Genomic DNA, 13,854 nt, shown 5'->3' on the forward strand with positions numbered 1-13,854 from the left:
GGCATTGGATGGATCAGACGTTCCGTGAAGAAGCACTGCGGTGGCTGGCGGCGGGGTTGCTGGCAGCGGTCGGCGCCTACCTGGCGAGCGTGAGCGCGCTCGTGCACGCCCATCTCAGGCATCGCGCACCCGGCTGGGTCTCGCCGCTGGCCCTAGCCACTTGTGCGGGCGTGTTGCTCGCCGGCTGGCGAGCTGAACCGATCGGGGCGGTGCTCGTAGCCGGCCTGATCTTCGCGGCAGGATGCGCGCTGGGGCGTTCCATGCTCCCGGGGTTCTCGCCGACCGGCGTCGTGCTGCTTTCGGCGTGCGCGACGATGGCGCTGTTCGCTGCCCCGTGGACGGTGCTCTACGTCGCGGGTATTCCCGTGAGCCACCTCACCCGTGCCCTGATGCTGGCCGGGGTGCCGCTGATCCTGCTGCTGCTTCCCGTCGCGGCCGTGCAGCTCTTCGAGGCATGGGAGCCGCTGTGCCGACGCACATGGACTCGCCCGACGAGCGTCCCGACCGCGAGGCCAGGAGCGCGCCGACCGCCGGTCTGTCTGCACGTCCCCGTCCACGCCGAGCCCCCCGAGGTCGTGATCGGCACCCTGAACGCGCTCGCCGCGCTCCGCTACGAGCACCTCGACGTCCTGGTCATCGACAACAACACCGACGACGAACAGCTCTGGCGCCCCGTGGAAGCGCACTGCCGGCGCCTGGGGCCGCGGTTTCGCTTCGTACACGTCGACGGCCTCTCCGGCGCAAAGGCCGGCGCACTGAACCTCGCGCTGACGCTCACGCCTGCCGCAGCGGAGATCATCGGCGTCATCGACGCCGACTACCACGTAAGAGCAGACTTCCTGGAAGCCCTCGTGCCGTGCTTCGAAGACCCCTCCTTGGGGTTCGTGCAGACGCCACACGACTACCGCCAGTGGCAACACAGCCGGTACCTGCGGATGTGCAACTTCGAGTACGCCTACTTCTTCCGGACCATCCTGCCCAGCCGCAACGAGCGCACCGCCGCGATCACCGTCGGCACCATGTGCCTGATCCGCCGCGACGCACTCGAGCGCGCCGGCGGCTGGGCGGAATGGTGCGTCACCGAGGACTCCGAACTGGCCGTCCGCATCCACGCAGCCGGATACCGCTCGCTCTACCTCGCCACCAGCTTCGGCCAAGGCCTGATCCCCGAGACCTTCGCCGGCTACAAACGCCAGCGCTTTCGCTGGACCTACGGGCCCGTCCAGGAACTCCGCCGCCACTGGCGGCTCTTCCTGCCCCGCCCCTTGGCCACGCCCTCGCAGCTCACCCCGGCTCAGAAGATCCACCATCTCAACCACGGCCTTGACCGCGTGGCGATGGGCCTGCGCGTGCTGCTGCTCCCACTCGGCGTGGCGATCGCCGCGTCCATGACGCTGCACCACGAGCGCATCCCGGTGCCGTTCGAGCTCTGGGCGACCGTCACCGCCGGAACGGCCACGAGCCTGCTGCTGCGCTGGCTGACGTTCCGTGTGCTCGTTGGCTGCTCGCTCATCGACACGATCGGCGCGTTCCTCGCCAGCAAGGCCCTCGAGTACACCGTCACCACCGCGAGCATCTGGGGCCTTTTGACCCATTCGATCCCCTGGCGGCGCACCGACAAGTTCCCCACCCTCCCCAAAGGCCTGCGCGCCCTGAGCGCCTGCATCCCCGAACTGCTGCTCGCCCTCCTCGCCCTGGCGATCCCCGCCCTCATCGCGATCGCCGGCGCCCCCAGCGGCCTGCTCCTGATGCTCCTCATCGGCGCCGGCCTGCAGAGCGCCGTCTACCTCACCGCCCCGCTGCTGGCCCTGCTCGCCGACCACGACCGCCGCGCCGACCATCCCAACGGTCCCCGCAGTACCGGCCCGCTCGCCACCCTACGCCCCGACCTTGCCCACGACACATGACGACGCGACACGTCGAGTCGCGAGGTTCGCATCTTGGCCGTGTTGATGCTGATTCGCACAAACACCGCTACCGTGAACGGATCGATCGATCACGTACGTCCGCCCAGGAGAACGCCCTGCAGTCAGTTCTGGCAGCCAAACTGGAGCTCTCCGCGCTCGCCGACGGCGACACGGCGGCCTTCGACCGGCTCCGCGCTGCGCTGGACGCGGCGTCTGATCACCTCTATCGCGCGACCGAGCGGCCACGCGACGCGCAGCCCGACCAGCCAACGGAGCGGTTGACCAACGCGACGTCACGCGGGCGCTCGCGCTCGACTGACCGCTGAAGCCGAGCCGGGTTCGCCCGGACGGACAAGCCTGGATCTTGCGTAGGGCGATCGGGTCGCGCGGCGCACCCGCCGGCGCGTCCCCGCAGTTCGGTGGTCCGCCCGTCACAGCCCGGCCGCTGGTGCGTCATTCGCGCGTTTGCGTCAGATGTGGTCTTGCCGACGGCGCCGGCCGGGAGCACCATCGGGGAGGGGTTATCCAGCACACGTCCAGGGGGATCAGAGTCATGCCACGACCGCACCACGGTGGCGTCCGCGGGTCGCAGAGCGTTCCGTCGTCAACGTCGTTCGAAGGGCTTTTCGGGCGGATGTTCCGCAGCCTGCCCGCCGCGCATCATCACGATGAGGACCTCACGGCGCTCGGGGCCGCGATGACCGCCGAGGCCGAGGACCACCCCACGCCCGAGGGGACGGCCGACGACGAGGAGAACCCCGGCATCGCGGCCGGGTACACCTACCTCGGCCAGCTCATCGACCACGACCTGACTTTCGACCCGGTCTCCTCGCTGCAGCGCACCAACGACCCCGACGCGCTCGTGGATTTCCGCACACCGCGCTTTGACCTTGACTGCGTCTACGGTCGTGGCCCGAGCGATCAGCCCTACCTCTACCAGCCGGACGGTCGCTCGATGCTGCTCGGCGAGCCGCTGAGCGGCAACCCAGGAGACCCGCACGCGGTCGACCTGCCGCGAAACTCAGGTGGCCGCGCCCTCATCGGCGACCCCCGCAACGACGAGAACCGCATCGTCGCGCAACTTCAGGTCGCGCTGCTGCGCTTCCACAACCTCATGACCACCAGGATCACGGGCCCGTTCGAGCACGTGGCCGAGCAGGTCCGCTGGCACTACCAATGGATCGTCCTGCACGATTTCCTACCCACGATCGTGGGGCAGGCCGCCGTCGACGCGCTCTTCCCTCACGGCCCCCACCAGCCGCCGAAGCTGTCGTGGTACACGCCGCGGAACAACGCGTTCATGCCGATCGAGTTCTCCGCCGCCGCCTACCGCTTCGGCCACTCGATGATCCGGCCGATCTACCGCCTCAACGAGACCATCGAGCGCCGCCCGATCTTCTCCCCCACGCCCGACCAGCCCGCCGCCGACCTCGGCGGCTTCCGTCCCATCCCGGACGACTGGGCGATCGACTGGCGCTTCTTCTTCCCCATGGAAAGCACAACGCAGATCGGCCGCCCGCAGCTGTCCTACAAGATCGACACCTCGCTCGTGAACCCCCTCGGCGCGCTCCCGCCGTCGATCGCGGCAAACCCCTCATCCCTCGCGGCCCGCAACCTGCTCCGCGGCAAGTCGATGCGTCTGCCCTCGGGACAGAGCGTCGCCCGGGCCATCCGGGTGCCCGTCATCCCGGACGCGGACCTGCGCATCGGCAAAGCCAACGAGGCCGACCAGCCCGGGACCCCGCTGCTGGACATCTCACCCCACTTCGCAAACAACGCGCCGCTGTGGTTCTACATCCTGCGCGAAGCCCAGCAGGCCTTCGTCGACGACACCGCCCCCATCCGCCTGGGCCCGGTCGGCGCAACGCTCGTCGCCGAGACCTTCGTCGGCCTGCTCTGGCACGACAGCCACTCCTACCTGCGCCAACACCCCACCTTCACCCCACGCCACGACCTCCAGAACAACGGCAGCTTCGGCATCAAGGAACTGATCGCCGCCGCCGTCGGCAGCTGACCCCCACACCCCCGCCCACCGGCCAGGTCGCGCCCCACCGCGACCTGGCCACGCCGGCTCGTCTCCCGTGGCCGTGAGATCGATCGCACGCGCGGGACGCCGCCAACGTCACGCGTGTGAGCTGCGCGTTGTTGCACCTGCCGCACAGCGCCCCGGTAGCCCGCCAGACGCTTGATCGATAGGCCGGAAAGTGGCATCCTGGCGCCGACGACGCGAGGAGGTTGCGCATGGCCGACGCCGGAGCCCAGGTCGCACCCCGCTCCACCCAGGGCGGCGCCGCCGCGTGGCGAGCCACACCGCTCGTCCTGCTCGCCCTCGCCGCGGCCGGCTGGTGGTGGTCGGTCAAGGTCGCGGCCGACATGTCCGGCGGCGGGATGGACGCGATGGCCGACCCCATGTCGCTCGGCGCCTTCGTCGTCGCCTGGCTCGCGATGATGGCGGCGATGATGCTGCCGGCCGTGCTGCCGGTGGTGAAGCTGTACGCGCTGGCCGCGGCCCGCGGGACCGTCGCGCCGGTGCCGCTGTTCGTCGCGGGGTACCTCGCGCTCTGGACGGTGCTGGCCGGACCGGCCTACCTCGCCTGGCGGGCGCTGGAGATGCCGCTCGCCGACGGCGAGGCATGGGCCGGCCGCGTCGCCGGCATGACCCTGCTGGCCGCCGCGGCGTGGCAGGTCAGTCCCGTGAAGTCGGCCTGTCTGCGCCACTGCCGCTCGCCGATGGGCGTCTTCCTGCGCTTCGGCGGGGACGCGCGCCGCCCCGGCGGCGCGGTGCGGATGGGCGTCGTCCACGGCGCCTATTGCGTCGGCTGCTGCTGGGCGCTTTTCGCGGTCCTCGTCGCCGCCGCGAGCATGAGCGTCCTCTGGCTCGTCGCCTTCACCGCGCTGATCTTCGCCGAGAAGAACCTGCCGGCCGGCGAGCGGATCGCGCGCGCCGCCGCTCCCGCGCTCGCGGCGCTCGGCGCCGCGCTGCTCGTCGCCCCGTCCCTGATCCCGCACATCACCTAGGAGAAGACATGTCGACCACCGAGACCCGGACCGCCTGGCGCATCGCCGGCAAGGGCTACGAGTTCTGCAACTGCCAGCCCGGCTGCACGTGCAACTTCAACGGCTTTCCGACCTCGCCCGACGGCAGCTGCAAGGCGGCGGTCGTCAACCAGATCACGAGCGGCCACTGCGGCGACGTCGACCTCGCCGGGGTGACGACGCTCGCGATCCTCGACTGGCCCAAGGCGATCCACGACGGGGGCGGCAAGGCGGTCATGGTCGCCCCGCCGGCGGTCACCGACGAGCAGCTCGGCGCCCTGGCCCAGATCTACACCGGACAGCTCGGCGGCATGCCCTGGGAGATCCTCGGCACGACCTTCGAGGTCGCCGGCGTGGTCCGCGCCGACATCGACGTCGACGAGGACGGCATGCACAGCGGGTTCCGGGTCGAGGGCGTGGGTGAGGCCCGGGGCACGACGCTGAAGAACCCCGTCACCGGCGAGGACCACCTCGTTTCGATCGTCCTGAACCAGGGCTTCATCTGGAAGCAGGGCGACTGCGGCCAGGGCACCTTCGAGGTCGAGGCCGAGGGCATCCACATGTCCTTCAAGGACAGCAACTGGATCCTCTACGACTTCGACTGGACCAACCAGAACTGACACCCCGCAGGCCGGCCGACAGCAGACTGCGAGCACCGTCGCGCCCAGCGGTGGTGCTCGAGCTCGGGGAGTGGCCGCGATAGGGTCGACCGTGCCGGACTCGTGGGATTTTGATCAGTCTCTCGTCGGACGGCTTCTGTTTCCCAAGATGGTCCAGGAGCCTCGCGCCCGATGAGACCCGGAGAGTTCCGGACAGACCTTGAGAAGTTCGATGCCCGAACCCATGTGTTGCGGTGCTTCGGCGAACTCGACATAACCTCGATGTTGATGTGCCGTCAGGCCGTCATGCAGGTCACCGCGCCGTGCCTCGTGCTCGATCTGCGGGAGCTGAGCTTCCTCGACTCGTCGGGCATCGCGGTCCTCCTGATCGCGCAGCGACGCCACCGCGGAGGTCGGCTGGCGACCTGCGTCAGCCCCGGCGGCCGCGTGGCACGGATCCTCGCCCTCGCCGGCCTCGAGCCGGCCCTTGGCGTCAGCCCTTCCATCGCCGGAGCGCTGGCCGCCCTCTCGCCCGCCGACGGCACCCCGCATCCAGCCGATCTCGACCTCCCGCCAGCATGACCACGCCCACCTGCCACGGGAGTTCACGGCCAGCTCAGCACCTCGACGGTCTCTTCGTCCCGGCTCCGGGCAGTGAGGTCTCGGATGCCAGCGCGACCGCTTGCGACGAGTGTTGTCGTCCTACGTGAGGCCCATGCCGCGCACGCCCGCCCGCAACACTGCCGCCACACCGACGCTCCGCGTCACCACAGAACAGACCCCAACAGCACGGGTGATCGGCGTTCACGGCGAACTCGTCGTCGCCACCGTCGCGCAGCTGCAGCCAGAGCTTGACCGCATCACCCGCCAAGAGCGCCGCCAGATCATCATCGACCTGCGCACCCTCACCCGCATCGACTCAAGCGGAGCACGCGCGATCGAGCAGCTGTATCACCGCTGTGGGCTGCTGAAGCAGACCCTCAGCATCAGGCCCGGGCCCGCCCGGGTGCAACAGGTCTTTGAGTTCTGCCGGCTCGCCGCGGTGCTCCCTTTCGCCGAGGAACCCTGATCCGGCACACGTGGTTCTAGACGGCGGGCGCGCTGCTGCACGACATCGGCAAGCTCGACGCGTACACGAGCGACCCGCTCGACATCGCGATGACCGACGCGGGCCGCCTCATCGGCGAGATCCCGCTCGGGTACTACCGCGTCCGCCGCGAGCTCGACGCCATGCCCGGCTTCCCCGCGGAGACCGCGCAGGCGCTGCTCCACATCATCCTCAGCCACCACGGCCGGCTCGAGCACGGCTCCCCCGTGCTGCCGGCGACGCGCGAGGCGACGCTCGTCCACTTCCTCGACAACCTCGGCGGCCGCCTCGGCGCCTACGACCGGCTCGAGAAGACCCTCCCGCCCGGCACCGACTGGTCGGCCTTCGACCGCGTCGTCGGCGGCGGGGCGTTCTTCGGCGCGGGGACGGGGACGCCGCCCGCGGTCGCCGGCCCCGCCCCGCTCCTCGACGGACCGCCCCCGTTCGCCGCCCCGCGCGGGACGCCCGCCGAGCGCCCGGCGGTCGCGGCGAGCGCGGCGTTCCACGCGGCCTGACGGCGTCTTGGTGGCGGGACGCCCGAGGGGCCATCGCCTCTGACGCTGACGCGAGCGGGCCGTACGGGTGCGGGCGTTCGAACGGCGGGCAAAGACGGCGGCCGGGGCGCGGCGGTGCGGGGCGCGAGGTGTGTCCTCTCAGGCCGACTGAGCCCGCCTGGGAGGACACACCTGCCCGCGACCTCCCCGCGACCTACCCCGGCGTGCGGCCGAGTGGGACATATCCCCCCACAAGACCGCACGCCGACCACGGAAGCGCCGGCGGCGCGCCCCGCACCACCCCCACGCCCCTGGGAGGACACACCTGCCCGCGACCTCCCCGCGACCCGCCCCGGCGTGCGGCCGAGTGGGACATATCCCCCCACAAGACCGCACGCCGATCACAGACGCGCCGGCGGCGCCGCCCGCGCCCCGCACCCCCCCACGCCCGTCCGCCGTAACCAGCCGCCGTAGACGCCCCGGACCCCGTAGACGCCCCGGACCCCGTAGACGCCCCGGACCCCGTAGACGCCCCGGACCCCGTAGACGCCCCGGACCCCGCCGGCGCTGCGGCCCCGACGACGTCCTGCCCGGAACCTCAGACCCCCCGGTTCGCCCGTTCGCTGTCGAGGACTGCGCGCATGTCGCGCGCGGCCTCGGCGATGCGGGCGATGAAGTCCTCGCGCTGGGCGGCGTCCATGTCGGGGCGCTTGACGAGCATGTCGGCGAAGCCGCCGATGATCGTCAGGGGTGTGCGGACGTCGTGGACGATGCGGACGAGGCGCTCGCCCGGATCCTGCGGCCAGGCGTCGGCGTCAGCGGGCGTCGATGTCATCGACGGTCCCGAGCGCGATCTCGCCGCGCTCGAGGGCGAGCGCGATCGCGTGGACGCGGTTGCGCGCCTGCAGCTTGCGGATGACGTTGCGGACGTGGGTGCGGACGGTCTCGACGGAGACGGAGATCTGCTCGCCGATCTTCTCGGCCGTGAGGCCCTCGGCCATGAGGTGCATGATCTCCCGCTCGCGCGGGGAGAGCTGCGGCACGCTCGAGGTCGCGCGCGGGGAGAGGAGGATGCGGTCCAGGCGCGGGTCGACGTAGGAGCCGCCGGCGGCGACGCGCTCGATCGCGCCGACGAGCTCGTCCATCGAGCCGGCCTTCAGCGCGTAGCCGCGGGCGCCCGAGTCCAGGCCGTCGTAGAGCAGCTCGGCGTCCGCGTCGCCGGTGTAGAGCATCACGCCGAGGTCGGGACGCAGCGCGAGGAGGTCCCGGCAGAGCTCGATCCCGCTGCCGTCCGGGAGGCGGATGTCGACGATCGCGACGTCCGGATCCGCGACGGTGACGAGGTCGATCCCCGCCGCGACGTTCCCGGCCGCGCCGACGATCTGGAGGCCGTGGGCCCCGAGCAGCGCGGCGAGCCCTTCGCGCAGGGCCTCATGGTCGTCCACGATCACGATCTTCGTCATCTGGACCGCAACGGTACCGGGCGAGGGTGCGGACCGACGGATTGCCGCAAAGAGCGGGCAAACACTGGCGCACGGCCATCCGGCCGCGGGCAGCGCCGCCCGCGGGGGGCGCCGCCCGACTATCGTGCGCCTCGAATGGCGAAGGACACCGAGAAGCTCATCCGTCAGCTCTCGCTCATCTCGTACCTGATGGCTGAGCGCCGGCCCGTGACCGCGCTGGAGATCCGCCGGGACGTCGAGGGCTACAGCGGCATGAACGAGGACGCCTTCGCGCGGCGCTTCTACGCGGACCGCGCCGAGCTCGACTCGCTCGGCATCCAGCTCACCGTCGAGCGCCCGATCGACGGCATCGCCGAGCAGGAGAACTACTCGCTGCGGCCGGAGAACTTCCACCTCCCCCCGATCGCCTTCACGGACGGGGAGCTCGCGTCGCTGCAGACGTCGCTGTCGCTCCTCGACGGCGAGTTCGCCTACGCCGAGCCGCTGCGCCTCGCCCTGCAGCAGATCACCTGGGGCCGCCCGTCCCCGCTGACTGCGCCCGCCCAGCAGTCGATCGCCCTCGGCATCACCGGCAGCGCCGGCGGCCACGAGCTCTCCCAGCGCCTCGCGAAGGTCGAGACGGCGATCTTCCGCAACAAGACGATCACCTTCGACTACTACACGATGGAGCGGGACGCCGAGGGCGCCCGCAAGGTCGACCCGTACCACCTGCTCTACCAGGGCGGGCAGTTCTACCTCCTCGGCCACTCGCACGAGCGCGGGGCGCTGCGCGTCTTCCGCCTCTCCCGGATGCGCGGCAAGGTCGCCTACGCCACGAAGGCCGAGCACGACTTCAAGCGGCCGGCCCAGTCGGTCTTCGACCCGCGCGACTACGCGAGCCGCGCCGACTGGCAATTCGGTGACACCGTCGCGACCGGCCGCGTGTGGATCTCCGACCGCATCGCCTGGCAGGTCGAGCGCCACTACGGGCGCTACGGCACCTTCACCCCGGGGACCGACCCCGCCCGCCCGGGCGTCGTCTTCGCCACCGACTACGCGAACACCCGCCAGCTCGCCGCCTGGGTCCTGCGCCTCGGCGAGCACGCCCGCGTCCTCGAGCCCGAGTCCCTCCGCGAGGAGGTCGCCGCCCGGATCCAGACGCTGCGCGCCCGCCACACCGGGCCGCTCGACCTCGCCCCCGCCCTGCCGCCGCGCCCGGTCGAGGAGGCCGCTCCGACCCGCAGCGCCGGCGAGGGCCGCCGCGAGGCCGCGATCCGCCCCGAGCGCTTCGCCCGGCTCGTGACGCTCGCGTCGATCCTCATCGAGGCCGGCCGCGCCGGCAAGCGCCTCGAGCTCGCCGACGTCCTGCAGCGCCTGCAGATCACCGAGGCGGAGCTGCGCGAGGACGTCGCCGTCCTCAACGTCGTGAACTTCGGCGGCGGCTCCTACGTCCTCTACGCCGAGGTGCACGACGACGGGACGATCGAGGTCGACCCGGAGCCGTACTCGGACAACTTCGCGCGGCCTGCGCGCCTGCTCCCCGTCGAGGCGAAGGCGCTCGTCGCCGCGATCGACCTCATCGGCGACCACCTGCCGGAGGGGACGCTCGAGAGCGCCCGCGAGAAGATCGTCGCCGCGCTCGGCGCCGACCCCATGGAACAGGGGCTGCACGTCGCGAAGTCCGGCGGCGACGACGCCGCCATCGCGCGCGCCGCGTCACAGGGCATCCGCGACAACGTCCTCGTGAACATCGAGTACTACAAGGCGAACGAGGACCAGTTCTCCGAGCGGCTCATCGAGCCGTACGCGCTCATCAACGGGCAGGAGGGCTGGTACGTCGCCGCGTACGACCCGGCGAAGGACGACGTGCGCCACTTCCGCCTGGACCGCATCAAGACCGCGACCGTCACCGACACGCACTTCGAGCCGCGCGCCTCGGTCGACCCCGCCCGCGACGTCGAGGGCTGGCCGCGCACGGGCGAGGTGCCCGCGTCGCGCACCGCGCGCGTCTGGGTCAGCCCCGAGCGCGCCCGCTGGGCCCGCGAGGAGCGCCACGTCGCCGAGGAGCTCGAGGACGGCTCGGTCGTCGTCGAGCTGCGGTTCGCCGGCACCGACTGGCTCGTGCGCGAGGTCCTCATGGAGGCCGGCGACGCCGCGATCGTCGAGCCGGCGGACGCGCGCGAGGCGGTCCTCGCCGCCACCGCCCAGCTCGACTGAGCGACGACGCCCCCGCCGTTCGACGCGGCTGGACACCCCGCTCGGGAGAAGAAGTCCGTCCAGCGGCGCATCGATCTGCGTGCAGCCGGTTCGTAGGCATGAGCCACGCGTGATCCGGGTAGACCGGACCGCGTCGAATCGCCCCGGGGCAGGGGCACCATCTACGGAAGGAACAACCTCCATGCTGTCTCCTGGACGGACGCGTACCGCGCGTCCCACCCTTCGCCGTGCCATCGGGATCGCGGCAGGCGCCGCCGCCTGCGCCGCATCGCTCACCGCCGTCTCGAGCGCGCAGGCCGCCACCGCCACGTGGACCTGTGGTGCGGACGCCGTCACCGCCTCCGTCGCGGGGATGAGCCCGCTGAACCCGATCACCGCGCGGCGCACGCCGTGCTCGGACCAGGCGGTCGGGCTTCCCAACACGACGAACGCCATCGGCCTCGCGCCGACGATCAACGCGAAGAGCGCCTACGCGATCACCACCGCCAAACCGCCGGCCGGGCGCCCGATCCAGCAGACGATCGTCGGCGCCGCCGGCATCGAGGGTCTGACGCTGCAGACCGCGAACGGCACCGTCGCCATCGGTGTCGGCGCGGCCCAGTCCTCGGCGACGGCGTCGTGCGCGAACGGAAAGGCCGTCCTCAAGGGCACGAGCCAGGTCACCGGCCTGACGATCAACGGCCAGACCGTGACGCTCGACGGCCCGCTGACGGGCCTCACCGACGCGATCTCGAACTCGCCGCTCGGCGGCGTCGTCTCCGTGAAGCTCAACGAGCAGGTCGTCTCCGGCGAGACCCTCGTCCAGCGCGCGGCCCACATTCGCGTCCTCTCCGCGGCCGGCACGCCGCTGGCGGACGTCATCGTCGCCCAGTCGACGGTGAGCTCCTCGAGCGCCTGCGACCCGAACGCCGACGGCAACAAGGATCCGAACGCCGGCAACGGCAACACGACGGGCTCCGGCTCGAACGGCACCGCGTCCCTGCAGGGCGTCTGCCCGGCCGGCTCGACGCTCGACCCGTCGCGCGTGCTCTGCATCATCACCGCGTCGAAGACCGGCGGCCAGGGCGAGATCATCATCGGGCGCCCGTTCACCGGCCCGTCCGGCGGCACCGTCCTCTCGCTCGTCAAGGCGCGCCAGAAGTACCGGAGCATCTGCCTCAGCGGCCCCGGCCCGAAGTACGCGATCGTCGGCACCAACCACGCGGACCGCATCACCGGCCGCAACACGGGTGACCGCATCCTCGCCCTCGGCGGCAACGACCAGGTCGACGGCGGCCGCGGTGACGACTGCATCGACGGCGGCAGCGGCCGCGACAACCTCGCGGGCGGGATCGGCAACGACCACGTCTACGGCACCTCCGGCGGGGACGCGCTCAACGGCGGCCCGGGCAAGGACTACCTGAGCGGCGGCACCGGCAACGATTCGCTGAACGCCGCCTTCGGCCAGGACACCGTCAAGGGCGGCTCGGGGGTCGACTTCATCAACGTCGCGACCGCCGGCCCGCCGGCGACCGTCGACTGCGGCAGCGGCAAGGACAAGGTCCGCTACAACCGCAACGAAGGCCGCCGGGTCCGCAACTGCGAGACCCGCTACGTCCTGAACGACTGACCGCAGCACCCGCGCTTCCGGGCCGCGACTGGATGTCGCGGCCCGGTGTGCGCATACTTAGGCTCATGCAGTGGCGGTCCGACGCGGAGTCGGCCTGCCGGGGGCGCGGTCGGGACCCGCGCCGGACACATCACACGGAGGAGCACCAATGCTCGGCAGGGGATTTCGCAGGTACGGCACGGCGCTCGGCGCCGTCGCCCTGACAGGGGCGCTCGCGCCCGCGATCGCGCAGGCGGACACGACGACACCGACGTGGAACTGCCGCGCCAGCATCGCGTACGTGAAGAACTCGATCCTGCCCGGCCCGCTCGCCCGGATCGAGCCGCTCGCCGCGAACGGCATCACGACCGACCCGGCGCACCCCGATCAGCCCTACTGCGCCGACGACAGCCAGTCGGTCCCGCACATCTCCACGCCGGACGGCCCGATCAAGGTCGACGCGGACGCGGTGAAGGCGGTCACGCTCCTCGACCCCGATGTCGCCGCCGCGCGTGACCAGACCGCGACCGCAGCGGTCGCCGCCGCCGACGCCGTCGTGAACCTCTCCGGCGTGAAGATCGAGGTCGGCGCGATCCTCTCGACCGCCTCGGTGAAGTGCGTCGCCGGCGTACCGACGTTCAGCCGCACGAGCTCGGTCGCGACGATCAGCGTCAACGGACAGTCCGTCCCGGTCGACTCGACGCTCACGCAGATCTCGACGGTCGTCAACGGCAGCCCGCTGTCGGCGCTCATCAAGCTCACGGTCAACCAGGCCGAGATCGTCGGCGACGCGAACGGCGACACGCAGTCCGTCGCCCAGCAGGCGCTGAAGGTCGAGCTCCTGAGCCTCACCGGCACCCCGATGGCGACCGCCGTCCTCGGCGAGGCGAAGGTCACCCGCCAGGGCCGCACGTGCGACGGCACGACGACGCCGCCGGACACGAGCGGCAGCCCGAACAACCCGCCGACCACGACGACGACCACGGCCCCCGCCACCCCGGTCAGCCCGTCGATCATCTACGTCCCGGTGCCGAACGGGAACACGAACACCGGCTCCTCGGGCAGGCCGACGACGATCCAGCTCAACGGCGCCAACGGCGGCTGCGGCAAGCTCTCGATGTACTTCGTCCCGAACCGGAAGAAGTACTTCTCGAGCACGTACGGCAACCGCATCGTGACCCGCGGGCGGATCGTCAGCTGCGGCGGCAAGTCGATCGTCGGTGGCCGCATCGACGTCTTCCACGTCATCCGCGGCAAGAAGGTGCGCATCCGCAAGACGGGCATCCGCTCGCGGGCGCTCGGGCGGCTGACGCTCATCCTCCCGCTGAACCTCACCTCGCGGAAGATCATCTTCGAGTACCGGGGCAACCTCGCCTCGAACAAGGTGACCTCGCGGGTGACGCTCAACCTGACCGTCCGCTACAAGGGCAAGGTCATCACGGTCGAGCCGGGGCCGAAGCGCACCGCGAAGTTCTGAGGCGCGC

13 protein-coding genes are annotated in these 13,854 nt (G+C 71.4%); 11 read left to right on the plus strand and 2 right to left on the minus strand.

Features of this window, described 5'->3' with window-relative positions; all coding sequences use genetic code 11:
* Nucleotides 1-8 precede the first annotated feature (8 nt).
* The 8 genes from NBH00_RS23915 (at nucleotide 9) to NBH00_RS23950 (ending at nucleotide 7,144) form a co-directional block, all read left to right on the plus strand.
* Nucleotides 9-1,907, plus strand: coding sequence for a glycosyltransferase (locus tag NBH00_RS23915; protein WP_254571076.1), 1,899 nt, complete (start codon nucleotides 9-11; stop codon nucleotides 1,905-1,907).
* Nucleotides 1,904-2,233 (plus strand): hypothetical protein, encoded by a 330-nt coding sequence (locus tag NBH00_RS23920; protein ID WP_254571077.1) that lies wholly within the window; start codon nucleotides 1,904-1,906, stop codon nucleotides 2,231-2,233. The genes NBH00_RS23915 and NBH00_RS23920 overlap by 4 nt, the downstream gene beginning before the upstream one ends.
* A 308-nt stretch (nucleotides 2,234-2,541) precedes the next feature.
* The gene (locus tag NBH00_RS23925; RefSeq protein WP_254571078.1) at nucleotides 2,542-3,921 is read left to right on the plus strand and encodes a peroxidase family protein; all 1,380 of its coding nucleotides are present in this window, start codon (nucleotides 2,542-2,544) and stop codon (nucleotides 3,919-3,921) included.
* 227 nt (nucleotides 3,922-4,148) lie between these two features.
* Nucleotides 4,149-4,925: a DUF2182 domain-containing protein gene (locus tag NBH00_RS23930; RefSeq protein ID WP_254571079.1), complete on the plus strand. Its 777-nt coding sequence runs from the start codon at nucleotides 4,149-4,151 to the stop codon at nucleotides 4,923-4,925.
* 8 nt (nucleotides 4,926-4,933) lie between these two features.
* Nucleotides 4,934-5,563: a DUF1326 domain-containing protein gene (locus NBH00_RS23935; RefSeq protein ID WP_254571080.1), complete on the plus strand. Its 630-nt coding sequence runs from the start codon at nucleotides 4,934-4,936 to the stop codon at nucleotides 5,561-5,563.
* 171 nt (nucleotides 5,564-5,734) lie between these two features.
* The gene (locus tag NBH00_RS23940; protein ID WP_254571081.1) at nucleotides 5,735-6,124 is read left to right on the plus strand and encodes an STAS domain-containing protein; all 390 of its coding nucleotides are present in this window, start codon (nucleotides 5,735-5,737) and stop codon (nucleotides 6,122-6,124) included.
* A gap of 133 nt (nucleotides 6,125-6,257) precedes the next feature.
* Nucleotides 6,258-6,611 carry an STAS domain-containing protein gene (locus tag NBH00_RS23945; RefSeq protein WP_254571082.1) on the plus strand — a complete coding sequence of 118 codons (354 nt, stop codon included), beginning with the start codon at nucleotides 6,258-6,260 and terminating at the stop codon, nucleotides 6,609-6,611.
* A 35-nt stretch (nucleotides 6,612-6,646) separates the two neighbouring features.
* Nucleotides 6,647-7,144, plus strand: a complete 498-nt coding sequence (locus NBH00_RS23950; protein ID WP_302182765.1) for a hypothetical protein — start codon at nucleotides 6,647-6,649, stop codon at nucleotides 7,142-7,144.
* Nucleotides 7,145-7,721: 577 nt separating this feature from the next.
* Here the strand turns inward: NBH00_RS23950 and NBH00_RS23955 are convergent.
* Entirely contained in the window at nucleotides 7,722-7,958 is a 237-nt protein-coding gene (locus NBH00_RS23955; RefSeq protein ID WP_254571083.1) for a histidine kinase dimerization/phospho-acceptor domain-containing protein, read from the minus strand.
* Nucleotides 7,939-8,586: a response regulator gene (locus tag NBH00_RS23960; RefSeq protein ID WP_254571084.1), complete on the minus strand. Its 648-nt coding sequence runs from the start codon at nucleotides 8,584-8,586 to the stop codon at nucleotides 7,939-7,941. Before NBH00_RS23960 ends, NBH00_RS23955 begins: the two co-directional genes overlap by 20 nt.
* A gap of 135 nt (nucleotides 8,587-8,721) precedes the next feature.
* On the opposite strand from NBH00_RS23960, the gene NBH00_RS23965 reads away from it, so the two are divergent.
* From NBH00_RS23965 to NBH00_RS23975, 3 genes are all read left to right on the plus strand, one after another.
* Entirely contained in the window at nucleotides 8,722-10,782 is a 2,061-nt protein-coding gene (locus tag NBH00_RS23965; protein ID WP_254571085.1) for a helix-turn-helix transcriptional regulator, read from the plus strand.
* 181 nt (nucleotides 10,783-10,963) lie between these two features.
* Complete coding sequence (locus tag NBH00_RS23970; protein WP_254571086.1) at nucleotides 10,964-12,391, plus strand: hypothetical protein; 1,428 nt, start codon at nucleotides 10,964-10,966, stop codon at nucleotides 12,389-12,391.
* Nucleotides 12,392-12,539: 148 nt separating this feature from the next.
* Nucleotides 12,540-13,847 (plus strand): hypothetical protein, encoded by a 1,308-nt coding sequence (locus tag NBH00_RS23975; protein ID WP_254571087.1) that lies wholly within the window; start codon nucleotides 12,540-12,542, stop codon nucleotides 13,845-13,847.
* Nucleotides 13,848-13,854 lie beyond the last annotated feature (7 nt).

Origin of the sequence: Paraconexibacter antarcticus, assembly GCF_024220175.1 — a bacterium.
In the GTDB taxonomy this organism is placed as follows: domain Bacteria; phylum Actinomycetota; class Thermoleophilia; order Solirubrobacterales; family Solirubrobacteraceae; genus Paraconexibacter; species Paraconexibacter antarcticus.